General features: G+C 38.7%; 20 protein-coding genes. 9 read left to right on the top strand and 11 right to left on the bottom strand.

All coding sequences use genetic code 11. The annotated features are described in order from the left end of the window. The first annotated feature begins 24 nt into the window (after positions 1-24). The 8 genes from MLC44_RS04940 to MLC44_RS04905 all read left to right on the top strand — a co-directional run bounded on the left by MLC44_RS04940 (position 25) and on the right by MLC44_RS04905 (position 9592). Complete coding sequence (locus MLC44_RS04940) at positions 25-1275, top strand: M16 family metallopeptidase (RefSeq protein WP_434658679.1); 1251 nt, start codon at positions 25-27, stop codon at positions 1273-1275. A 123-nt stretch (positions 1276-1398) separates the two neighbouring features. After that, complete coding sequence (locus MLC44_RS04935) at positions 1399-2148, top strand: outer membrane lipoprotein-sorting protein (RefSeq protein ID WP_434658677.1); 750 nt, start codon at positions 1399-1401, stop codon at positions 2146-2148. A 2-nt stretch (positions 2149-2150) separates the two neighbouring features. After that, entirely contained in the window at positions 2151-2528 is a 378-nt protein-coding gene (locus tag MLC44_RS04930) for a hypothetical protein (RefSeq protein ID WP_434658676.1), read from the top strand. A gap of 8 nt (positions 2529-2536) precedes the next feature. Next, positions 2537-3811 carry a hypothetical protein gene (locus tag MLC44_RS04925; protein WP_434658675.1) on the top strand — a complete coding sequence of 425 codons (1275 nt, stop codon included), beginning with the start codon at positions 2537-2539 and terminating at the stop codon, positions 3809-3811. Positions 3812-3825: 14 nt separating this feature from the next. Beyond that, positions 3826-6132, top strand: a complete 2307-nt coding sequence (locus MLC44_RS04920; RefSeq protein ID WP_434658673.1) for an efflux RND transporter permease subunit — start codon at positions 3826-3828, stop codon at positions 6130-6132. A gap of 1 nt (position 6133) precedes the next feature. Beyond that, positions 6134-7882 (top strand): GNAT family N-acyltransferase, encoded by a 1749-nt coding sequence (locus tag MLC44_RS04915; RefSeq protein WP_434658672.1) that lies wholly within the window; start codon positions 6134-6136, stop codon positions 7880-7882. 45 nt (positions 7883-7927) lie between these two features. Next, the gene (gene dapA, locus MLC44_RS04910) at positions 7928-8821 is read left to right on the top strand and encodes a 4-hydroxy-tetrahydrodipicolinate synthase (protein ID WP_346388571.1); all 894 of its coding nucleotides are present in this window, start codon (positions 7928-7930) and stop codon (positions 8819-8821) included. A 3-nt stretch (positions 8822-8824) separates the two neighbouring features. Further along, complete coding sequence (locus MLC44_RS04905; RefSeq protein ID WP_434638003.1) at positions 8825-9592, top strand: enoyl-ACP reductase; 768 nt, start codon at positions 8825-8827, stop codon at positions 9590-9592. A 359-nt stretch (positions 9593-9951) separates the two neighbouring features. Here MLC44_RS04905 and serA read toward each other — a convergent pair whose 3' ends face one another. From serA to pheS, 7 genes are read right to left on the bottom strand one after another with little or no spacing between them, the layout of a single operon-like run. Continuing rightward, positions 9952-11538: a phosphoglycerate dehydrogenase gene (gene serA / locus MLC44_RS04900; protein ID WP_346388570.1), complete on the bottom strand. Its 1587-nt coding sequence runs from the start codon at positions 11536-11538 to the stop codon at positions 9952-9954. Then, entirely contained in the window at positions 11539-12018 is a 480-nt protein-coding gene (locus MLC44_RS04895; RefSeq protein ID WP_346388569.1) for a hypothetical protein, read from the bottom strand. Between the two features lie 14 nt (positions 12019-12032). Then, positions 12033-13691, bottom strand: coding sequence for a 30S ribosomal protein S1 (locus MLC44_RS04890; protein WP_151900672.1), 1659 nt, complete (start codon positions 13689-13691; stop codon positions 12033-12035). Between the two features lie 50 nt (positions 13692-13741). Next, positions 13742-14572, bottom strand: coding sequence for a 4-hydroxy-3-methylbut-2-enyl diphosphate reductase (locus MLC44_RS04885; RefSeq protein ID WP_346388568.1), 831 nt, complete (start codon positions 14570-14572; stop codon positions 13742-13744). Next, positions 14569-15852: a 3-phosphoshikimate 1-carboxyvinyltransferase gene (aroA, locus tag MLC44_RS04880; protein WP_346388567.1), complete on the bottom strand. Its 1284-nt coding sequence runs from the start codon at positions 15850-15852 to the stop codon at positions 14569-14571. Before aroA ends, MLC44_RS04885 begins: the two co-directional genes overlap by 4 nt. Continuing rightward, positions 15849-18185 (bottom strand): phenylalanine--tRNA ligase subunit beta, encoded by a 2337-nt coding sequence (gene pheT / locus MLC44_RS04875; RefSeq protein ID WP_434637999.1) that lies wholly within the window; start codon positions 18183-18185, stop codon positions 15849-15851. Before pheT ends, aroA begins: the two co-directional genes overlap by 4 nt. After that, on the bottom strand, positions 18182-19174 hold the full coding sequence (gene pheS / locus MLC44_RS04870; protein ID WP_151900676.1) for a phenylalanine--tRNA ligase subunit alpha: 993 nt from the start codon (positions 19172-19174) through the stop codon (positions 18182-18184). Before pheS ends, pheT begins: the two co-directional genes overlap by 4 nt. A 100-nt stretch (positions 19175-19274) precedes the next feature. On the opposite strand from pheS, the gene MLC44_RS04865 reads away from it, so the two are divergent. Beyond that, positions 19275-19631, top strand: coding sequence for a histidine triad nucleotide-binding protein (locus MLC44_RS04865; protein WP_151900677.1), 357 nt, complete (start codon positions 19275-19277; stop codon positions 19629-19631). Positions 19632-19644: 13 nt separating this feature from the next. Here MLC44_RS04865 and MLC44_RS04860 read toward each other — a convergent pair whose 3' ends face one another. The 4 genes from MLC44_RS04860 to MLC44_RS04845 form a co-directional block, all read right to left on the bottom strand. Continuing rightward, positions 19645-20109, bottom strand: a complete 465-nt coding sequence (locus MLC44_RS04860) for an OsmC family protein (protein WP_151900678.1) — start codon at positions 20107-20109, stop codon at positions 19645-19647. A gap of 3 nt (positions 20110-20112) precedes the next feature. After that, positions 20113-21495: an argininosuccinate lyase gene (argH, locus tag MLC44_RS04855; protein WP_151900679.1), complete on the bottom strand. Its 1383-nt coding sequence runs from the start codon at positions 21493-21495 to the stop codon at positions 20113-20115. Positions 21496-21608: 113 nt separating this feature from the next. Beyond that, on the bottom strand, positions 21609-21944 hold the full coding sequence (locus tag MLC44_RS04850; protein WP_346388565.1) for a cytochrome C: 336 nt from the start codon (positions 21942-21944) through the stop codon (positions 21609-21611). Positions 21945-22044: 100 nt separating this feature from the next. Continuing rightward, positions 22045-23859, bottom strand: coding sequence for a menaquinone biosynthesis decarboxylase (locus MLC44_RS04845; RefSeq protein ID WP_434658671.1), 1815 nt, complete (start codon positions 23857-23859; stop codon positions 22045-22047). Between the last annotated feature and the right edge of the window lie 67 nt (positions 23860-23926).

Here is a 23926-nt window from a genome sequence, read left to right as displayed (position 1 = left end):
CTACTCTTAACACTAGGAACACTTATGGCGACATCACTCCCAAAATATGAAACAAAAATACTCAAAAACGGACTGCAGATTGTAGTCATCCCTTTGAAGAACCATTCAAATGTCATCAGTACGGACATTTTTTACAAAGTCGGCAGTCGAAATGAGGTCATGGGCAAAACAGGCATAGCCCATATGCTTGAGCATATGAACTTTAAATCCAGCAAAAATCTCAAAGCCGGCGAATTCGATAAAGAGGTCAAAAGCATCGGAGGGGTGAACAATGCCTCTACAAGTTTTGACTATACGCACTACTATATCAAATCAAGCACAGACAATTTAAACAAATCCATAGAACTCTATGCCGAACTGATGCAAAATCTCAATCTCAAAGATGATGAGTTTCAACCCGAGCGTGATGTTGTTACAGAGGAGAGACGCTGGAGAACTGACAACAATCCTTTGGGATATCTCTATTTCAGACTTTTTAACAATGCCTACATTTACCACCCGTACCACTGGACACCTATCGGGTTTATGAATGACATCAGAACATGGACCATCAAGGACATAAGAGATTTTCATGCGACCTACTATCAGCCGCAAAATGCCATTTTAATGGTAACAGGGGATGTCGATCCAAAAGAGGTCTTTAAAAGTGCAAAAGCCGCTTTTGGCAAAATAAAAAATCATGGGAAAATCCCAAAAGTAAAATTTGTAGAACCGAAACAGGACGGTGCAAAAAGAGTGATCGTGCATAAAGAGAGTGAAGTGGAAATGCTCGCTATTACTTTTCATATTCCTGATTTTAAAGACCCTGACCAGGTCACACTCAGCGTTATTTCCGAAATTCTCTACTCGGGGAAAAGTTCACGGCTCTATAAAGAACTTGTAGACAAAAAACGTCTTGTCAACTCTGTCTATGCATACAATATGGAAAACACCGATCCCGGACTTTTTATCTTTATGGCTACATGTAACCCCGGTGTCAAGGCAGAGACGGTAGAAAAAGAGCTTATCAGACAGATAAATCTTATGAAAGAGACAAAGGTGACAAAAGCAGAACTTGAAAAAGTAAAAATCAACACAAAATCAGATTTTATCTATTCGCTTGAGAGTTCTGCCTCTGTGGCTAATCTTTTTGGCAGCTACCTTGTACGGGGAGACATTGAACCCCTTTTACATTATGAAGAAGAGGTCAATAAAGTCACAGCAAAAAAGGTCCAACAAGTTGCCCAAAAGTATTTTAATTTTGACAAATCGACAACCCTTATTTTAAAGAAATAATAAATACTTATAACATAAAGTTACATAAAAGTAATTCTTTTGTAACTTTATCAAAAAAATATCACAAAAAATAAGTTTCTGTGCTACCATTAGTAAAAATAATACTATGCAAGGTTCTTATTCGTGTCAAAAACTCTCTTCTTTCTCCTTATTTCATCCGCTCTTTTTGCCATTTCAAACCAGGAAGTTGCCAACAAATGTGAAGCTGTTATGAACGGTTTCAAAGACTCCTCCTCAACTATGAAAATGACGCTCATTAATGCCAACAATCAAAAACGTGAACGTCATATGAAAATGATCATTCTTGAAAAAGCATCCGGAAACAAATCACTGATGACCTTTCTTTCGCCTGCGGATGTAAAAGGAACAAAGTTCCTCAATTATGAGCATATCAACAAAGATGATGACCAGTGGCTCTATCTGCCGGCATTAAAACGTGTAAAACGGATCGCTTCAAAAAACAAATCGGGCTCTTTTATGGGTTCGGAATTCTCTTATGAGGATCTCAGCTCTTTTAGTGCGAAAAAATACACTTTTACAGGTGAAGCCAAAGAAGAAATGCTCAACGGCAAAAAATATTATGTCGGCAAAAGAGTGCCTGTGAGTAAAAACTCAGGCTATACAAAACAGATCTCATGGGTGAATGCAAAAACATTTTTGATAAAAAAAGTGGACTATTACGACAGAAAACATGAACTGCTTAAAACAGCTTTTTTTGATGACTATAAAAAAATCAAAGGCGTGTGGCGTGTAGGCATGATGAGAATAAAAAACCATCAAAACGGCAAGAAGACCATTTTAGTCTGGGAAAACGAAAAGATAAAAACCGGACTCAAAGAGAGAAATTTTCATAAACGCGTCTTGAAAAAATAATTATGAAACTGCTTTTTTTACTGCTTGTTTGCATAAGTATCCTTTATGCAAAATCTGATGATACCTGCTACTCCGTACAACTGACAAGTTTTAAATTCAAAAAGAATTCGACCTATGATTTTGCAGCACACAATTACCCAAAAACATGCAGACTTATCTCTTTTAGCAATATCAACAGTGTACGCTGCGGGTGTTATGAGAAATACCGTGATGCCACAGCAGCACTCAAAAAACTCTCAAAAAAATATCCAAAGCCTATTATTGTAAATACATATAAATACAGATTTCAAAAGTTGAAAAAGTTGAAAAAGTTGAAAAATTACAAAAAAATTACAAAAAAATTACAAAAAAGCCGCAAAAGAAAAATATTCCAAAAATAAGTCCGGTGTTGCATGAGCCTTTGCGTGTAAGCGAAGAAGTAATACAAAAAGAAACAGCAAGTTTCCTCGATGACATCAGCTATCAGGGCAATATCAACCTGACACTGCAGTCCTATATGAAAGCTCCTGCAGGCAAAGAGAAACAAAATGCACTGCTGTCTGCCAATTTTGAAGCAAAATACATCAAAGAAAACTTTACAGGGTTTGCAAAAGCCAGAGTACAACAGGATTATTATGATTTGCAAAAAACAGCGAAACATACCAACAGAAGTTTTATCCGTTTGGATGAACTTTACGGCAGTTATGATTTTGAAAATGATTCCATCCTTCTTGGAAAAAATATTTTGTTCTGGGGTGCACTTGAAGTACGCAATATTGTCAATGTTTTTAATCCTGACGAACTGCGGTCTGACCCTTTTTACACAGACAAACTCGGTGTCATCAATGCCGCTTATACGCATTACACAGAGAGTGGAGAGTTTTCTGCCATTATAAAACTGTATGAACAAAACAGGAAAATGCCTGCCTATCCTTATGTCTATTACTATTTTCCCGCTACACTCAATGTAGCGCCAAATGTTACTCTGCCTTTGGTATATAAAGAAAAACTCAGAACAAAAGCCAGCCCCTACCGACCAAGTATTTACCTGAAATATTCAGACAGCACAGACACCCAATATGCACTTGATTATGCTTTTGTCTTTGAAAACGGGTACGACTCCCAACGCTACTATACACAAACACTCCAGGCTGACAATACTGTTACAACAGAAGAAAATGCCTATTTGGTTAACAAGTTTATGACCTATGACACGCTTGTAATAGGCGCAACACTCTACAAGCTTGAAGCCACCTTTGCCGACATTCTTGATGATACACTTGTTTCTGATTATATACATGTAGGCATTGGTGCAGAACATACGCTCTCGCAGGTTTACAAAGAGGCTGATCTGGGATTGCTTGTGGAATACTACCGTTATATTACACTGCAAAGCGGAAAAAAAGATGATCTGGCACTGTTTGAACTTTTTCAAAATGACCTTTTTTTAGGGCTTCGTTACAGTTTCAACCAGGGCAACGATGCAAGTATCGTCGGCGGCGGCATATTTGACCTTGATTATAATGAACAGGTCTACTATATGGAGTATCAAACCCGTGTTATGGATACTTTCAAACTTAATTTTGACTACAGATACATATCTCCGTCAAAAAATTACAATACGGCTTTTAAACTGATGGGTGCGCATGAACGCATCAGTCTAAAACTCGGTTATTATTTTTAATATAGAGGAAAAAAATGAAAAAATTTGTAGATTTCATCATCAGATTTCGCTGGTTTATTGTCACACTGATTCCGCTTATTACTGTTGTCCTTGCCTATCAGCTCAAATATGCACAGTTTGACGGCTCCTACAGAATCTGGTTTGGCAAAGAGTCACAAACACTCAAACAGTATGATGCTTTTAAAAACACCTTTGGCAATGATGACTCCATCATCATAGTTTTTCGCGATGAAAACGGTATTTTTAACAAAAACGCGTTACATGTAATAGATCAGCTCACCCAAAAACTCTGGCAGACAAAATACATAGCAAGAGTAGATTCGCTTACAAATTACCAATATGTCCATCAAAACCCGCAGGACGAAGATGACATTCTCATAGATAATTTTATAGAAGATATAGACGCTTTACATGTAAATGATTTACAGAAGAAAAAAGCAATTGCTTTGGATGAAGATTTGATTGTCAACCGTATCATATCAAAAGATGCCAAAACTACCATGATAGTCGGGCGTTTGACACCAAAAGCAGGCAACACCATTGGGGCTTCCAAACATATTATGCAGGATATAAACAGATATATCCAGGAGGAAAAAGAGAGCGGTTACAAATTTTATCTCGCAGGCGGACCTGTTGTCAATACAACATTCAGTTCCCTCGGTCAGTATGATGTCAAAACCTTCACTCCGCTTGTTCTTTTGATAGCTATGCTTCTGCTGTGGATTATTTTTCGTAAAATTTCCGGTGTATTTCTGACAATAGCCGTTGTTGTTTTTACCTTTACTATAGTTTTGTCACTGCAAACAGTTTTTGGCTACAAACTCAACAACTTTACGGCAAATATGCCCGTATTTATCATTGCTATCGGCATTGCCGATGCAATGCACCTTTTTTGGATCTATCTGCTTGGCAGAAAAGCAGGACTTGACAATTATGCGGCAATTCATGATACTTTGGAGAAAAACCTCCTGCCTACTTTTTTAACCTCCATAACAACCGCTGTAGGTTTTGCTTCTTTGGGTATTTCAGATATTGTTCCCATCAAGACCTTAGGTCTGGCAACAGCAAATGCCGCCATATTGGCCTTTGTCATTACGATACTTTTTGTTCCCGCAGCCCTGGCAATTTTAAATATAAAGGTCAAAGTCACGCAAAAGACGGCTGTCCAAAACAGACTCGGTTCCTTTGCCAAAAAATATGCAAAATTCATCATAAAGCATGACAACAAAATTATCATTGCCACACTTTTGCTCTTTAGCTTTATAGCTTTTGGACTGACAAACCTCAAAGTGGATTCCAATGCGGTCAGATATTTCAGAGAGGATGTTCCCTTTCGTCAAACAGTCAATGTGATAGAAAAAAACCTTACCGGTCCTATGAGTTACGAAATTGTCATAGATTCAAAAATCACAGACGGGATTAAAAATGCAAAATTCATGCAAACAGTTGACAGATTCTCACAGGCGCTCAAAGAAAAATTTCCTGATGCCAGACATACCTCTTCGCTTGTAGATGTTGTCAAAAAATTCAATGAGGTCATAGATGCAAACAAAAGCATTCCAAACAACAACAATCTTATTGCCCAATATCTTCTGCTGTATTCACTCTCACTGCCGCAGGGTATGGAAATAAATGATAAAATGGATGTCAACGAACGGCTGCTCAGACTCACTGTATCTATGAATGTCGTTGATACCTCAAAAGATCTGCAGATGATAGAGTGGATTGAAAAGTGGTGGCAAAACACGCCTTATACTGCACAGGTTAACGGTCAGACCCAAATGTTTGCACATATGCAGGCTGATGTCACAAAAACTCTTATTGAATCTATATTGCTTGCCATTACCGCTACTTCTCTGCTTATGTTTTTTATTTTTAAAAATATAAAAATGATACCGCTCTTTTTAATTCCCAATATCTTGCCTATTGTCTTGGTCATAGGTGTTATGGGCTGGCTCAACATTAACATAGATTTGGGTGTAGCCATCTCAGGTGCCATCATTCTCGGTATAGCCATAGATGACACAATTCACTTCTTAATCAAATACAAAGAAGCGAGAAAAAAAGGATTTGATTTTGAAAATGCCCTGGCCTATGTTATGCAGTATGCAGGTTTGGCAATGGTACTGACCACTGTCGTTTTAAGCAGTGCATTCATAGTCTTCCGTCTTTCACAGTTTATGCTCAATGCAAATTTCGGACTCATTACAGCCATTGCTTTACTCATCGCCCTGCTGGTAGATCTGCTCTTATTGCCGGCACTTTTGAAAAAGATTGACGGCAAAACAAGAAGCATACTTATAGAAAAGGAGAAAATATAATATGTTAGACATAGAAAAAGCCTACAAAACAAATTTTAAAAAAGCCGTAAAATACCTGCCGGCATCTGTTAATAATTTTTTTATACAAAGACTCAAAAAAATATTTCATGAAGAAAAATATAATGAAATTCATGAAAAAAACCATTATCTGCATGGACTGGAGTTCGTTGACAGCATGCTTGAACTTTTGGATATAGACTATACCATCAAGCCAAAGGAACTTAAGAACATTCCCTCAACGGGCAGAGTACTGGTTGTCGCAAATCATATCACAGGGGCCTCGGATGCCTTTGCACTGGTGCAACTCATCGCCAGTGTAAGAGAAAACAAAAAAGTAAGACTGATGGTAAACGGCATGCTTATGGGAGTGACACAGGCAAGTGACATCATCATTCCCGTTGACAACATTACAGGAGCCATTACAAAAACAAGTATCAAAGCCATCAATGAAGCTTTGGCAAACGAAGAGGCGGTAATCATTTTTCCCGCAGGTGTTGTCAACAGATTTTCACTCAAAGGGATTAAAGATACCCCGTGGAAAGCCAGTTTTTTAAAAATTGCAAAAAGAAATAAAACACCGATCCTGCCGGTAAGAATCGAGGGTCGCAACAGCTTTTTATTTTATTTTGTCTCGCTGATACTTCCCAAAAAGCTCAGCGGTCTGTTAATGCTCCCGCATGAATTTGTCACAGCAGGAGATAAAAAACCGCTAGTATTTAACATAGGCAGAGTTATTCCTCTCAGCTCTTTTTCTGATGAAAATATCAGCATTGCCGAGTATCTCAAACTTTTCTACCGGCATCTTTATACCCTTGGAACAAAAAAAGAATGTGTATTGCAAACTGAGACTACCATTACGGCGGCACACAACAAAATGCTTCTGCGTGCAGAGGTAAACAATGCCGAAGTTTTGGGACATACACTTGACGGCAAAAAAATCATTCTCGCCCAGGCGGATGAAGCACCCTTTTTAATGCAGGAACTCGGACGCGTGAGAGAAATTTCTTTTCGTGCAATCGGCGGCGGGACAGGCACAGCAAAAGACAATGACCTGTATGACAACTACTACAAACACCTGATACTCTGGGATGAAGAAGATCTTGAAATTGTCGGAGCCTACCGCATAGGAGAAGTCGCACAAATCATAAAAAACCGTGGTATGAAAGGACTGTATACCTACAACCTGTGTGATTTCAGTAAACATTTTCAAGACTACTGCAACAACTCTGTAGAACTCGGACGCAGTTTTGTGCAGCCAAAATACTGGGGCTCACGGGCACTTGACAATCTGTGGCAGGGCGTCGGTGCCTATTTGGCAAAAAATCCGCATATCATTTATACCTATGGCACAGTTACCATTAATGCAGACACACCAAAACAGGCCGTTGCGGCACTCGTTTACTTCTACTCTCTGCATTTTTCCTGCAATACCGATATGATGAGTGCAAAAACACCCTATTTTATGAGCTATGAACAAAAACAGGAGTTTGACATGCTTTTTAAATACAGATCCTACAAAGAGGGGTTTGTTGTTTTAAAAAAATATCTCAAAGAGTTGGGAACGGCTGTGCCGACTTTGTTTAAACAGTATGCAGAACTGTATGATGAGGGGGCTGTCCGCTTTTTCGATTTTAGTGTCAATGAAGGACTCCATGGTGTGGTCGAAGGATTTATCATTGCAGACAATTCAAAAATGAAAGAGGCGAAAAGAAAACGCTACATTAAAAACTTCGAATCTGAAAAAATTTAATACTTTTTAGCTATAATTAGCCATTATTTTTAAAGGCTATTTAGAATGAATTTAGTAACAGGTTCTTCAACCGCACTGATAACTCCGTTTAAAAACGGAAAACTTGATGAACAGACCTATGCTGCGTTAATACAACGCCAAATAAACAACGGTATGAATGCAGTATGCCCTGTCGGAACAACAGGCGAAAGCGCCACACTGACACATGATGAACACAAACGCTGTATAGAAATTGCCGTAGAAGTCTGTAAAGGCACGCAGACAAAAGTTTTGGCAGGAGCAGGCAGCAATGCAACACATGAAGCGATAGAAATTGCAAAACATGCGCAAAGCTGTGGAGTCGACGCTATCTTTTCTGTTTCGCCTTACTACAACAAGCCTTCGCAAGAGGGTCTGTACCAGCACTATAAAGCTATAGCAGAAGCTGTCAGCGAACTGCCGTTTATGCTTTATAATGTTCCCGGACGTACAGGTGTGGACATTTCTGCAGACACGACTATCAGACTTTTTGATGATGTCAAAAATATTTACGGAGTCAAAGAAGCGACAGGCAGCCTGGAGCGTACTGTAGAACTGCTTTCGCGCAGACCCGAATTAAAAGTATTTTCAGGGGATGATGCGATTGACTATCCTATTTTGGCAAACGGCGGAGCAGGAATCACTTCAGTTACATCCAATCTTATGCCTGACCTGAAATCAGAACTCGTCAACAAAGCGCTCAGCGGTGATTTTATAGGGGCAAAAGCCATCAATGACAAACTCTACCCTTTGAACAAAGTGATGTTTTGTGAGTCAAATCCTATTCCGATAAAAGCGGCAATGTATATAGCAGGACTTACAGAGACACTCGAGTACAGACTGCCTCTTGTTGCTCCAAGCAAAGAAAACATGAAAAAGATTGAAGAAGTAATGAAAAATTACGATATTAAAGGACTCTAAAGTATGAAAAACAAAACTCTCTTTGTAAGCGGCGGAACTCGCGGAATCGGCAAGGCAATTGTGTATGCTTTTGCAAAAGAAGGCTGTAATGTTGCCTTTACCTATGCTTCAAGCGCTGATACCGCAAATGAAATTATTAAAGATATCGAGACAAATTACGGAGTAAAATGCCGTGCCTACAAACTGGATATATTAGAGCCAAACACATATAAAGATGTTTATAAAGATTTTGACGAAGATTTTGACAGACTTGACTACTTCATATCCAATGCAATCATCTCAGGACGTGCTGTAGTCGGCGGATTTGGACCGTTTATGCGCCTCAAGCCAAAAGGTCTCAACAATATCTATACGGCAACAGTTGATGCCTTTGTCGTCGGTGCGCAGGAAGCTGCCAAAAGAATGGAAAAAACAGGAGGCGGCAGCATTATTTCCATGAGTTCTACAGGAAACCTTGTTTATACGCCGAATTATGCAGGTCACGGAACAAACAAAGCTGCTGTTGAGGCTATGGTACGTTATGCCGCAGCGGAACTCGGTGAGAAAAACATTCGTGTCAATGCCGTAAGCGGCGGACCGATTGATACCGACGCACTCAAGGCATTTCCAAACTACGAAGAGGTAAAAGCTGAAGTTGTCAGACGCTCTCCGCTTTCTCGTATGGGTGTTCCTGAGGATTTAACAGGTGCATGCAAATTTTTGTGTTCAGATGAAGCATCCTGGCTGACAGGACAGACAATAGTCATTGACGGCGGAACTACTTTTCAGTAAACACTTACGGCTTATGAAACTCTAAAGAGATCAAGCCCGTACTTTAGCATTAAGAGTACAGGTTCAGAAGAACATATCGGAATCGGTACTTCAGTGCCGACTGTTAAAACATTCCTGCCACTCTCTGCCCACCCTGAAGGATGGGTTCCAAAAAGCCATACATTCCTCGGAATCGGTACTTCAGTGCCGACTGTTAAAACATTCCTGTCACTCTCCGCCCACCCTAAAGGATGGGTTCCAAAAAGCCATACATTCCTTGGAATCGGTACTTCAGTGCCGACTGTTATTACTTACTTTTACGCCACTTTCAGCCCGCACTAAAGTACGGGTTCCAAAAATTTGTAAAAGAGAAGAAAATTTTACAAACGAGCGTAGTTAACACTTATGCAGGCATCTAAAGATGCCAATTCATTCAAGGTAGTATCATTTACCGCATTGTCTACCAAAATCACAGCAAGCGCTTCTGACTGCTCGTTTCTTGCCAATGAAAAATCTGAAATATTTACATTATTGTCTGCAAGTATAGTTCCTACACTGCCAATGACACCGGGAACATCAGAGTTTTTAAACAGAACCATATCACCCTTGAGAGGGAATTCAATGTCAAAACCGTCTATTGCAACAATACGCTGTACTCCGTCTTCAAAAATTGTAGCCGAAATTGATGTTGTCCCCTCATTTGTTGTGATTTTCACAGTGATAAGGTTCTTGTAAACTTTTGAGTCTCCCAAATTAACCGCTTCAACTTCAATAGCTTTTTCTTTGGCAACAAAGTCTGCATTTACATAATTTATAGTCTCTGAACTGTGGCTCAATGCCCCAACCGTCACAAAAGTTGCAAGAGAATCAACATAGTTTGCTATTTCTCCCTGCCCTTTTACTTTTATAGAGATGATTTTAGACTTATTAATCTGAGACTCCAGAAAACCGATTTTTTGTCCCATTTCCAAGAATGGCTTTACAAAAGGAGGTATTTTACTCTCATCTATCGGCAAATTCATCGCATTAGGATAGGCTATTCCTTTCGCCGCGGCAATTGCATTTTGTGCCGCCTGTGTTCCGATATTGTACTGAGACTCATAAGTATTTGCTCCCAAGTGAGGAGAAACGACAATATTGTCCAAATCAAGCAGTTTATTGTTAATTGCAGGCTCTTTAACAAACACATCGATGCCGGCAAAACGAATTTTACCGGATTTCAGTCCGTCATACAAAGCATCTTCGTTATAGAGTCCGCCACGTGCACAGTTGACAAGCACAACGCCGTCTTTCATTTTTGCAATTTCTTCTTTATCGATAATATTAATTGTCTCTTGGTTTTTCGGTGTATGTATCGTGATAACATCACATGCCAAAATATCATCAAAGTTCTTGGTGTAGGTCATGTCCAAATCAGTTACCTTTGAAGGGTCGATATACGGATCATAGGCAACTATATCCATCTCAAATGCTTTTGCGCGTTTCGCAACACGGGAACCTATATTTCCAAAACCGATAATACCAAGTTTTTTACCTTTAAGTTCATATCCGTACCACTTTTCACGCTTCCAGATTCGCTGGTTTTTCAAATGGTCATGAGAATACGGAAACATTCTCATACATGAAAGCATATGTGTCATAGTAAGTTCTACCGCAGCAATTGTATTGGCAGTCGGTACATTCATTACAATGATTCCTTTTTTGGAGCACTCGGGAATGTTGACATTGTCAACACCGACACCAGCACGAACAATAGCTTTCATATTTGTTGCATGTTCTATAAAAAATTCATCAACGTCCGTTGAACTTCTTGTGATGGCAACATCTGCTTTTGGAATAATTGTTTCAACAAGCTCTTTTTTATCCACATCCGCTGCCATGATGAAGTTGATATTTTCATCTTCTTGAAGCATTTTCAAGCCGGCTTCATGGATATGGTCACACACAACTACTGTATATTTCTGCATTTAATCTTCCTTTTTATAAGGCGTAACAGTGGCCTTAATTTTATAATTTTTTAGCACTTTTACCAATTTGTTTAATTTATCTACATTTTGTGAATAAATAAGTAAATCTATACCTTTAGTATCTTTTTTTAAAAAATACTTTAATTTATGTCTTTTCAACTCTTCTTTGAGACAAAAAAGCTGATAGGGATCTAAAAGTTTTGCTGACAGTTTATAGGTAATAGTTTTAGTTATTTTTTCATTCAAATCAAGTGTAATATACACTTCATTCACAGGATAAAAATAACCGAGCCTCTCAGATTTTGAAAAATGATTCAGCCACAGTTTTTCCGGTTTTTTAAAAACAGTTTCATTTTTTAAAACCAGAGGTTGCGTATCTATCACTTCATCCTGTGAGTTTATAGATACTAGAAAAAAGACAATAAACACGGCTACCCCTAATGCTAAAAGCGGGGCAAACCATTTAATTATCTTTTGCATTTAAAAGCTTGAGCTTATTTAAATTTATCTTTTATCAAGTCACCGAGAGAGTGTGATTCTGTATCATTAATCTCTTCAAGCATTGCCTGATTTTTGATATAATCCAATTTTTTAACAGATAAACGGATACGGTCACGACGGGTATCAATGTTTGCAATTGCAGCTTCTATTTCCTGACCCGGCTCTAACTCTTCTTTTACCAGTGGCGCCAAATCTTCATCACGAATAAGTGCATCAACACCGTCTTCGAGAGAAACAAATACACCAAAGTCTTTAATGTCGCGAATAGTCCCTTTGACTACAGAGTTTACTTTGTGTGTTGTGGCAAACTTGTCTATAGGTGACTCCAAAAGTGTTTTACGGTTTAAAGATATTTTTTGGTCTTCTTTGTTGATTTTGGCAATTTTTACTTCAACTTCTTCACCGGATTTCAAAACATCTTTTGCTTTTGTATTTTTGTCCCATGAAATGTCCTGATTGTGTAAAAGGCCTTCAACACCGTCTATACGGACAAATGCACCAAAATCAGTTAAAGATGTAACTGTACCGGTCACCACATCACCTTCATGATATTTTTTAACAAATTCATCAAATGGTTTTGGTAATAGTCTTTTTAATGAAACACGAAGTTTATGTGTTTTAGAATTGATTTCTATTACTTCAACATCGATTTCCTGTCCAACTTCCAGATAATCATTTGGATTTTTTACATTTTTGTTCCATGTGATTTCTGAAATATGCAAGAAACCTTCTATATCATTTCCAAGATCAACAAAAACACCGTATGCTTCAATATTTGAAACAGTAACAGTAATTGTGTCGCCCTCATCCAGTTCACTTTCAACTTCTGCCCAAGGGTCAGGCTGAACAGCTTTGATAGATAAAGAAAGATGACGCTTGTCTTTGTCATAAGAGATTGCTTTGACAGTTACAACATCACCCTCTTTATAAAGTTTTGACGGATTTACCGGACCTTTATAAGAGATTTCATTGTAGTGTACCAAACCGTCAACACCGCCGACATCTACAAACATACCGTAACTGGTGATTTTTTTGATAGTCCCTTCAACAATAACATCTTCAGCCATGAGCTGGTCAATGATTTCTTTTTTCTTTTTGCGCTCTTCATTGAAAAGTTTACGACGTGAAAGAATAATCGAATTTTCAGCCGGATCAATTTTCACAACCTGTGCTTTGATTTTACGCCCTACAACATCGTCAGTCTCTTTGAATGCTGCTAAAGAACGCGGCATAAAGAATGAAACTGCATCAGCCTCAACAACATATCCGCCACGATTTTTCTTCGTAATGACACCTTCAACAACCAGGTCTTCAAAATCCTCTTTGTGTGCATCAATAAACTCTATAGTTTTTTCCTGCTCTAAAACTTTCTTGTATGATATTTTGGGACGCTCATTGTAGTACCCCATTTGCATAACTTTAATTTTATCACCGGTATTAAACTTCAACTCACCGTTTTCATCACGGATTTCGTCAAGGCTTAATATACCTTCGAGTTTATCACCTACACTTACTAATGCTCTGTTCTCATCAGCCTGTATCTCTACTATTTCACCTTCTACGATGCGACTTGTTTCTTGCTTTTTTTCGCTTGCTGCGAACATCTCTGCAAAATTTTCTTCTTCTTCAAATGATTCGTTATCGAACGCCATTGCCTATCCTCTGTTACATAAAAATTGTCGTGATTATAACAAAGTTATGATTAATTTATACTTTTTTCAATCGAATTGATAACATTTTGTATAATCCAGTCCGGAGTGGAGGCACCTGCAGTAACACCACAATGTTTTTTATCCAAAAACCACTCGCTCTCTAATTCGTTTTCATCTTCAATATGATGACTGTTTGGACAGTTTTCATAAGATATATTAAAAAGCTGCTTGGTATTTGATGAATTTTTTCCACCGATGATTATCATGACATCTGCTTTTTTAGAAAGTTTTCTCACAGCTTCCTGATTTTCAAATGTTGCATTGCATATCGTGTTAAAAACACGTACCTCTTTGTGGCGGGGAATCAGATAATTTGCAATCTCCATATAGTCTTCGACTTTTCTTGTTGTCTGGGCAATCAGTGCTATACGTTCATGAAACTTCAGATTCTGTAACTCTTGAACGCTTGTAACAACCGTTGCACCGTGTGTTGCATAAGACTTTACTCCTTTTATCTCAGGGTGTGACTCATCCCCGAAAATGACAACATCATACCCCTTTTCACTCATCTCCTGAGCTATCTCCTGTGGCTTTGTCACAAACGGACAGGTGGCATCCACCACTTCAATGCCATTTTCTTTGAGTTGCGCAAGTTCATCTTTGACTATACCGTGTGTCCGAACGATTGCTTTATCTCCCGGCTTGAATGTTTGAAAATCTTCAACGAGGCCTACTTTAAAATCTTTATCCAGTCTTGCTATCTCTTTAGAGTTGTGAATCAACGGACCATAGGTTGCTGCATTTGTATTTTCTTCTGCAATTTTAATCGCCCGTTTCACACCAAAACAAAAACCGTAGTTTTCTGCAAGCTCTATTTTCATTCTGTAAACTCCGTTTCAGTTATTTTGCTTAAAAGTTCAAAAAAGTTTGGAAAAGAGGTGTTTATACACTCCAAATCACTCACTTCCATCCCGCATTTCACTCCTGCAATAATAAAACTCATAGCAATCCTGTGGTCTCCGTCACTCTCAACCTTGGCTTTTTTCAATGCTCCGCCAGTAATTTTGTACCCGTCTTCATATTCGTCAACTTCAATACCGCAGGCTCTCAGACCTTCAACAACCGTAGAAATTCTGTCAGACTCTTTGACCCGCAACTCTTTGGCATTTTTGACAATACTCTCGCCATTTGCAGATGCCATAGCTATGGAGAGTGCCGGCAGTTCATCAATCAACCATGAGATATTTTCCTCAATGACAATTGAGTGCAAAGGCGCATACTTTACATGTATATTGCCAACAGGCTCATACCTGTCATCTGTTAATTCGTAAGAGATATCCGCTCCCATACGTTCTAATGCCTTAAAAGCTTCTATTCTTGTAGGATTTAGTGTAACACCTTCAAGTATTACCTGAGAACCCGGAACAATCGCAGCCGCAACTGCAAAGAAAAAAGCAGAGGAAGGATCAGCAGGAACTCGAATTTTTAAAGGTTCAAGAAGTTTTTTTAACGGCGTAACAGTCGTTGTCAAACCATCTACTTTGATATCTGCCCCCATACCTTTGAGCATTCGTTCTGTATGGTCACGTGAAAGTTCCGGCTCGCGATACCTGCACACCCCGTCTGCCCGCAGTGCTGCCAGAATCATTGCACTTTTCACCTGTGCTGAGGCAATTTTACTCTCATAATCAAAAGCTTTCAAAGAGGCGCCGCGAATTGAGAGCGGCGCTAAATCTCCGTTTTTTCTGCCGTCAAGTTTTGCACCGATGCTCATCAATGGTTCCGTAACACGTTTCATCGGGCGGCGACGAAGATATTTGTCTCCCGTAAGAACAAAATGTCCGTTTGCAGAACTTAACAGTCCGCAAAAAAGGCGCATACCTGTTCCCGAATTACCGCAGTCAAGTATTTCAAACGGTTCCTGTATGCCGTTTGAGGATATTTTAATGATTTTTCCGTCATCTTCGACATTTGCACCAAGATTTTTTACAATTTCCAAAGAGTTCATCGTATCTTCGGCCCGTAAAAAATTTTCTATCTCACTGACACCTTTGCTTAGCATTGCAAACATAACACTTCGGTGTGAAATAGACTTGTCCGGGGCAATTTCTGAAATTTTCAGAGAAAAAGACTCAGCAGGAGAAACAACTACCGTACTCATCGCAGACCAATTCCAAGTTTCTTGTTTAATGCATCGAGGATAGAATCCATTGCCGCTGTGATATCTTCTTCTTCCAAAGTTTTTTCATCAGACTGCAGTACAAAGCGCAGAGAAAGGCTGATGTTCTCACCCAATGATTCATCACTGTATTTGTCAACAGGATAAAAGCGCACAACTTCTTTGCGCGCATGTGTATGAATCACATCTTTGACTCTCTCATAACTCATATCTTTTGGCATTATGATGCTCAAATCTCTAAAAGAGGCCTGATATTTTGATCTCTGCTGTGCGGTTTTCAATGCATAAGGAATTTTTTGCAAATCAAGTTCACACATATATGTTCTATGCAGATCATAGGCTTTTTCAACTTCAGGATGCACTCTGAAAAGTTCTCCGATCACTGCATTGTTCAACAAAACCTCTGCTGACTGATAGGTATGGGAAAGGGCATGTTTTGTCGTATACTCACGCAACTCTATATCACCAACTACATCCGCTATCTTCTGCACAAAAAAGGCAAAATCGACCTTTTCAGGCTTACCGCTGTTGGCAAGATTTTCATTCTCTTTGTCCCCGCTGAAAACAAATGACATTTTGTAAGACTCTTCCCTGGTCGGTGTAAAAACAGAACCTATTTCAAAGAGCCTGACAGAAGCGTAGCCATTTTTAATATTTGAAGATGCTGCTTTGAGCAGACCTGTTAAAAGTGTAGGACGCAGAGTGTCTAAAGTCTGTACAATCGGGTTTAAAAGTTCAAGGTCTTTTTTTGTTGTTTCAAATCCGTAAGACTCTAAAATCTTTTTCTCATCAAAAACAAAATGAACAGATTCAAAAAATCCGCTCTGTGCACACCTGTGTCTAAAGACAGAACGCTTTTTGTATTCAAAATAGTTGTCTTCAAGTCTGTTTGCTTCTTTGAGAAGAAAGGGCTTGGAAGGGATATTGTCTATCCCGACCATCCGTACAATTTCTTCTACAATATCCTGCTTGTTTGTAATATCGTGACGAAACTGCGGTATGGAAATTACAAACTTGTCAACTGATGACTTGGAAACATCAAAACCTAAATTTTTCAAAATCTTTGTAATAACGATTTTGTCAATATTTGCACCAATTATCTCATCAATTTCCTGCTTTGTGACAATCACATTCTTTTCTCTGAATGACGTAGACAACTCTATACTGCCGCTGAATGTTGATGAAACAGAGTTTGATTCTATCAGGTCAATACAGTATGAAAGTCCGCCATTCAACTCTGGTTCACTGCCCCGTGATGTTTTGTAAAACATTGGACCTGATTCAATTTTTTTCTCGGCCATTTTTTTAGAAATAATATCAGGCGGAATATAACTGGCTTCCAAAAGAACAATTCCCTCGTTTTTTGTCACTTTGGATTCATCTTTTTGAATAATACCGACTATGGAAGCAATTTGCCCCTCCTGTGTTTTGATACAGGCATATCCGTTTTCATCTTCGCCAAGAATAATCTTCGCCATCACTTCATCATCTTTTGTAAAGAACTCATGTCTGTAGGCTCTCAAAATCACACCTGTAGCATGCGTCACATAGAGTGTCATTGCTTCAACATCACATTTTCGGGACTCTTCTATCTGCCCAAGACGGAGTTTGACAACAAAAGGCAGAACCAGTTCTTTTAAATCTATGGCTTTGTAGCGCAAATTTACATCCAAATCTTTTTCATGCGTTAAAGAGAGAATACGTCCTATTCCTCTTTTTTCATCATTGTCAGTTTGTTCGTACTCTTTTACAGGTCTGTCAAACGCAGCGCTCAAGTCTCTTGCAACACCACGAATACTTAAACAGTCTCCACGGTTTGCTGTCAATTCTATTTCAATCAAATCATCATTGAAAAGAGGATTTTCATTGACTTCCTGTCCAAGCGAAAAGGTTCCTACACTTGCATCAAGTTCAATAATACCTTTGCCCAAATCAGGCAGACCGATTTCTGACGCCGAGCATATCATCCCCTCTGAATCTACTCCGCGAAGTTTGACAGGTTTTATCACAAGTCCTGACGGCATTACAGCCCCAATAGTTGCCACGACTACATGTAACCCTGCTCTTACATTTGAAGCACCGCATACAATTTGACGGATACACGACCCTATATCAACCTGGCAGATATTGAGTTTGTCTGCATCGGGATGTTTTTCACACTCTAATACTTTTCCAAAAACTATTTTTGCAGGTACACGATATTCGTGAATCCTGTCAACCTCCAGACCGATAGCGTTAAAAGTATCAGCGAGTTCCTTTGTCGAAATTCCTTCCAGGTCAATCCATTCGTTTAACCAACTCTTCGTAACTATCATTGAAACTGCTCCAGTAACTTAATATCTCCCTCAAAAAGTGAGCGAAGGTCACCTATGTGATGAATCAGCATTGCAAAACGCTCTACTCCCAAACCAAAAGCATACCCGCTGACATTTTTGTAATTGACCGCTTCAAATACATTTTCATCTACAATACCACAGCCAAGTACTTCCAGCCATCCCGTATGAGAGCAGACACGGCAGCCTTCTCCCTGACAAAACACACAGGAGATATCCACTTCCGCAGAAGGTTCCGTAAAAGGGAAAAACGAAGGGCGAAAACGAACCTTCACATCACCAAACATATACTTTAAAAAATCTTCCAGAATGAACTTTAAATTGGCAAAAGAGACTTTTCCCTCTTCATCAACAAGCAATCCCTCAACCTGATGAAACATCGGGGTATGTGTCAAATCATAATCGCGGCGAAAAACCGCACCCGGTGCGATCATACGAATCGGCGGTTTTGACTCCAGCATTGTTCTGATTTGTACAGGTGAAGTATGTGTGCGTAAAAGCATTTCGTCTTTAAAATAAAATGTGTCTTGCATATCTCGTGCCGGATGGTATTTTGGAAGGTTGAGTGCTTCAAAATTATGAAAATCATCTTCAACAATCTGCCCTGTTTTTACAGAAAAATTCATACATGAAAAATATTCTACAATTCTGTCCATTGTTTCCATCACAGGATGCAGTGCCCCTGCTGAAGATTTTGTGCCAAACATTGACACATCTATGGCCTCTTCTTTCATAGCACGTTGCAACTCTTGCGTTTGCAAGGCAATTTTTTTTGCAGTAAACTCATTCATCAATGCACTCTTGTGCTTGTTTAAATCTTTTGCGATTTGAGATTTTTGCTCATTGGGAGCATCTTTCATTTTAGCAAATTCGGCAGCTAATATGCCTTTTTTTCCAAAGACAGCAATTCGAATCTCTTCTAAAGCTTCTACACTTGGTGCTTCTTTTATTTTATCATACCACTCTTTCAATAGAGTCTCCGTAGTTATTTAATTTTGTAGTGATTATACTGAAAAATTTGTTATAAATAGCTTTTATGTGCTACAATAATAAGAAATGAAGGAAAGAATTATGTGTCTTTTTTGTAAAATCGTAAATAAAGAAATACCCGCAAATATTGTTTTGGAGAATGAAAATTTTTTAGCTTTTCATGACATCAATCCTAAAGCACCTGTGCATATTTTGGCAATACCAAAGTTGCATATAGACAGCTTTAACGAAGTTACCGGTGAGACTATGGCAAAGATGACAGAGTTTATTCAGGAAATTGTCAAAGAGGTCAAGATTGAGACCTCAGGATACAGAGTCATTACAAATGTAGGAGAGAACGGCGGACAGGAAGTCAAACATTTGCATTTTCATATTCTGGGTGGAGCAAAACTCAAATGGGGCCATTTCAGTGATGCCGATCCAAAAGATTTTTTATAGCTAGAGAAACTCTCTAGCTTGGGCAAGACTCGATTTCGCCCATATCTATTTTCGCTCCGCCGCCGCTGATCATTTTTTCATTTTCACGAATCAGCTTGCCGTTATGTGTGATGGAGTAGGAAATCTCTGTTGTATCTCGAATAGTGTTGATAGTAGAACAATACGTTTCAACCGAAGCCATTACCCATCTTGCCGCTGTTACATCATCTGCATCCGAATTAAAACTGTAGGTCAAATGCAATTTTACAAATTTACGAGGATGATCCTCCGCACGAACCACATCACCGTCTACCACTAAATCAGTGACTGTTTTTCCCTGATTTTTCGGTATCAGTATCAAGTCAGTTGCACTGCATGTAATGATACCTGCCAAGAAATACTCAACAGGTGAAATTACCGGACAGTCTATAATAAAACTGCTTTTCTCGGTTTTTGCCTCAAACTTCATTCCTTCTTTGTGTGATACGCTTACTTTCATTTTTTATTGCTCCTCCAAATATTTTTTAAAATAGTCCAGTTGTTCCTGTGTTCTTAGTGTTGCCGTACCGCCTTGGGATTTTCTGGCATTCATAGAATTTTCCAGCACAAGAAAATCAAGGACATCTTCAGAAATTCTCTCATCAATTTCCTGCAAATATTTTAATGCAATTTCACTTAAATCAATGCCAAGTTCTTCACTTTTGGCCACTGCTTTTCCTGTAATAAAATGGGCTTCACGAAACGGAATATTGCATTTTTCAACCAAATAGTCAGCCAGGTCTGTTGCCGAGAGATGCCCTACCTTACAGGCAGAATGCATATTTTGCGATTTTACCTGCATTGTTTTTATCGCTTCTTTTAAAATTTCCAAAGAGATTTCAGCCGTCTCTACTGCGTCAAATACACCCTCTTTGTCTTCTTGCGTGTCTTTGTTGTAGGCAAGAGGCAGACCTTTCATAACCGTCAAAAGTCCGACCAGTGCACCATAAACACGGCCTGTTTTTCCGCGAAGCAGTTCTGGAACATCCGGATTTTTCTTTTGCGGCATTATTGAACTTCCTGTGGAATATTCATCACTCAGTTCTATAAATCCAAATTCATAAGAGGACCAGAGAACCAACTCTTCACTCAAACGGGAAATATGCATCATCATCGTCGATATATTAAAAAGAATTTCAAGAGCAAAGTCTCTGTCACTCACGGTATCGAGACAATTGACACTCACACGTTCAAAACCCAAAAGTTCTGCGCTGTATTGTCTGTCAATATTATGCGGTGTTCCCGCAAGAGCGGCACATCCAAGCGGTGACACATTGTTTCGTTCATACGAACTTTCAAACCGCTCAATATCACGTTGAAACATTGCCAAATACGCTCCAAGATGAAACGCAAAGTTAATAGGCTGTGCATGCTGCAAATGTGTCATACCCGGTAAAAGCGTCTCTGTATGTTTTTCTGCGACACCCACAATCTCTTTCATTAAAAGTTTCACAAGTTTCGCAATTTCAAGATTTTTTCGCAGAACATAACGACGAAAATCAACAGCAACCTGGTCGTTTCTGCTTCTTGCTGTGTGCAACTTCTTCCCGGTATCTCCTATAATTTGCGTCAGGCGTTTTTCTATGCCCATATGCAAATCTTCGTCAGAAATATTCCACTCAAATTCGCCTGACTCAATCTCTTTTTTTACCTGAGCCAAACCTTCTTGAATCTGCCTTAGTTCATCTTGCGTTAATATACCCTGTTTTGCAAGCATCTGGGCATGTGCAAGGGAGCCCTCTATATCTTCACGGTATAACTTCCGATCATACATTATCGAGGCATTAAATTGATCTAAAAGATTTGAAGCAGATGCCGAAAAACGGCCTGACCACATTTTTTCCATAGTTTTTCCTTCGTTTGTTTCATAAATAATATTAAAAAGTTTGCTATTTTATCTAAAAAGAAGAGTTTTACAAAGAGAGAAAAATAAAATGAAGCGATTATGCTTCATTTTATTTAGTTACAGGCAGGAACATTCCCGCTGTCTTTGGCATATTCAACTAAAAACTGTTTCAAATGTTTTGATTTTCTGGCATATTTTTTACTCTTAAAATATTTCCATGATTTTTTGGCTTTTTCACTTTTCAGGTGGATTTCTGCCAAAGCTTTGCCTTTCTTTCGCATAAGCTTTTTCCATTTTTTCATTTTATACTTTGCAACAAAATTCTGTCCGGAGTCATGACACTTTAAACATTTTTTAATAAAAACACGCTGCCCTTTGTAAATAGCAGCATTTGACGAAGAAAGCGTCAAAAAAGCCAAAGAAAGTGCAATTAATAAAATTTTTTTCATATACTTTTCCTGAAGTGAAATATCTTTCATTGATATTACATTAGAAATTATTATATATTCCTTACAGTGATAAAATTTATCACATAAAACACAAAAAATTCTATAATTGAAACTTACCGACGAGTTTTTCGTCCAGACTCCAGACTCCTTTTTCTTTTAGCTTTTCAACAACACTCTGTGTACATTCGACATCATCAGGCCATTCTCTTGTAAAATTATCCAAGGAATTTTTATTTGTACCGTCAATACCTACCATGAGTCCCGATGTATATACATCACGCAGTGCATCCATATTGTTCGTGACACGCCAAATCAGCATATAAGAGTTCCGTATGTCATTTTTTTCAGCATCAACAAATACAACCACTCTTACATGTGTACTCAATACCAGCAAATCATCAAAATACTCTTTTACATTTCTTTTTTTATCTACACTGATGACTGTAACAGGGTTGTTTGTGCGCTGCATAAACTGATGCAAATCTACAACATCAGGAATGAGCTCTTTTACTCTATTGAGAAGTTCTGCATCTCCCAAAAGCTGAGGCGCTTCAACGCTGTCTGCACCAGTAGCATCTATGCCAAGCTTTCCGCCTACCAAAGTCTCAGGAGATGAGTGGTCAAGCGCATCCAGGATACCTTCTGTAATAAATAGTGATTTAGGAGTAAAACGATTCAGAACATATGTGGCAAAAGCTTCATAGTTCTCCAGTTTTGGTGCTTTTTCATCAACAAAAATGGCATGTTTGACAAAGCTCATCTGTCCGGCACCCCAAAAAGCATGCATAAACTGTTTTGCATGTCCTTTGTAAAGTGGCTGCATTTTTGCAAGTATCAGGTTGTGAAAACCTGCATTTTCCGGCATGTGGTAATCCAGCAAATCAGGAGCAGTTGTTTTAAGCAAAGGAAAGAAAATTTTTCCTGTTGCCCAACCCATATATTTGTCTTCAAGCGGCGGTTTTCCGACAACAGTAGCTAAAAAAGTTCTTTTTTGCTTCATCGTTATCGCTGAAACTTCCATCACAGGGTAAGGTTCTTCCAAAGTGTAGTATCCTGTATGGTCACCAAACGGACCTTCAATTTTCAGATTATCAGGATCAACCCAGCCCTCTATTACATAATCCACATCTTTGGGAATATACAAAGGCGTTGTCAAAGATTTTACAAGCTGTGCAGGCTTTTTGGTAATCAGTCCATACATTAAAAGCTCATTCACGCCATAAGGAAGCGGTGCCGTTGCGCACCAGGTATACAAAGGATCTCCCCCTACAGCTATACTTACAGGCATTTTTTTGCCGGCTTTTTGATACTGGTCAAAAAAGTGTGAAGAATCCTTATGTATCTGCCAGTGCATGCCCAAATGATTTTTATCATATACCTGTAATCTGTACATACCAAGGTTTGCCATTTCGCCGTCAAGGCTTTGTGTATAGACCTGACCCATTGTTATAAATGGTCCGCCGTCTTGTTCCCAGGTTGTCAGGACCGGTAATTTATATAAATCTATTGCATCTTTTAAATATTTTATCTGCTGGCATTCTCCCTCGCCTTTGAGACGTTTTGGAAAAATATTTTTGAGTGAAAAAAGTTCACTTGCCATAGAAATTTTCTCTTTGAAGCCTACGGGCGGTTTCATATGCAGCAGTTTTGTAATTTCATCTGCCACAGACTCAATAGTTCGTCCAAAAAGCAGCTCACAACGCCTGTAAGATCCAAAAAGGTTCATCATGACCGGTTCTTCAAATTTTTTACCGTTTTTTTTATCAACAACATTGGTAAAAAGCAGTGCTTTGCCGCCGTCTTCTTTTTTTACTTCGGCATAAGCCAGATGCGGAATTTCAAGATATATATCGAGTTCAGTATCTATTGTTGTGAGTTCATCATTTTTTTGTAAAAGTTTTATTGTTTTTTGCATATATCCTACTCAAATATTTTTTCCTGATTGTAGCATATAAAAACTGAGTGTATAAAAAATCAGCCTC

The sequence above is a fragment of the Sulfurimonas sp. NW9 genome (assembly GCF_051132275.1).
In the GTDB taxonomy this organism is placed as follows: Bacteria; Campylobacterota; Campylobacteria; order Campylobacterales; family Sulfurimonadaceae; genus Sulfurimonas; species Sulfurimonas hydrogeniphila.
This window is presented reverse-complemented; position numbering and strand designations above follow the sequence as displayed.

Coding starts and splice junctions, on each gene's coding strand:
- MLC44_RS04905 (WP_434638003.1), top strand. CDS start 8,825: ATGAAAAACAAAACTCTCTTTGTAAGCGGCGGAACTCGCGGAATCGGC.
- MLC44_RS04890 (WP_151900672.1), bottom strand. CDS start 13,691: ATGGCGTTCGATAACGAATCATTTGAAGAAGAAGAAAATTTTGCAGAG.
- MLC44_RS04920 (WP_434658673.1), top strand. CDS start 3,826: ATGAAAAAATTTGTAGATTTCATCATCAGATTTCGCTGGTTTATTGTC.
- MLC44_RS04895 (WP_346388569.1), bottom strand. CDS start 12,018: ATGCAAAAGATAATTAAATGGTTTGCCCCGCTTTTAGCATTAGGGGTA.
- MLC44_RS04850 (WP_346388565.1), bottom strand. CDS start 21,944: ATGAAAAAAATTTTATTAATTGCACTTTCTTTGGCTTTTTTGACGCTT.
- MLC44_RS04930 (WP_434658676.1), top strand. CDS start 2,151: ATGAAACTGCTTTTTTTACTGCTTGTTTGCATAAGTATCCTTTATGCA.
- serA (WP_346388570.1), bottom strand. CDS start 11,538: ATGCAGAAATATACAGTAGTTGTGTGTGACCATATCCATGAAGCCGGC.
- pheT (WP_434637999.1), bottom strand. CDS start 18,185: ATGATAGTTACGAAGAGTTGGTTAAACGAATGGATTGACCTGGAAGGA.
- MLC44_RS04865 (WP_151900677.1), top strand. CDS start 19,275: ATGTGTCTTTTTTGTAAAATCGTAAATAAAGAAATACCCGCAAATATT.
- MLC44_RS04885 (WP_346388568.1), bottom strand. CDS start 14,572: ATGAAAATAGAGCTTGCAGAAAACTACGGTTTTTGTTTTGGTGTGAAA.
- dapA (WP_346388571.1), top strand. CDS start 7,928: ATGAATTTAGTAACAGGTTCTTCAACCGCACTGATAACTCCGTTTAAA.
- MLC44_RS04915 (WP_434658672.1), top strand. CDS start 6,134: ATGTTAGACATAGAAAAAGCCTACAAAACAAATTTTAAAAAAGCCGTA.
- aroA (WP_346388567.1), bottom strand. CDS start 15,852: ATGAGTACGGTAGTTGTTTCTCCTGCTGAGTCTTTTTCTCTGAAAATT.
- MLC44_RS04845 (WP_434658671.1), bottom strand. CDS start 23,859: ATGCAAAAAACAATAAAACTTTTACAAAAAAATGATGAACTCACAACA.
- argH (WP_151900679.1), bottom strand. CDS start 21,495: ATGGAAAAAATGTGGTCAGGCCGTTTTTCGGCATCTGCTTCAAATCTT.
- MLC44_RS04940 (WP_434658679.1), top strand. CDS start 25: ATGGCGACATCACTCCCAAAATATGAAACAAAAATACTCAAAAACGGA.
- MLC44_RS04860 (WP_151900678.1), bottom strand. CDS start 20,109: ATGAAAGTAAGCGTATCACACAAAGAAGGAATGAAGTTTGAGGCAAAA.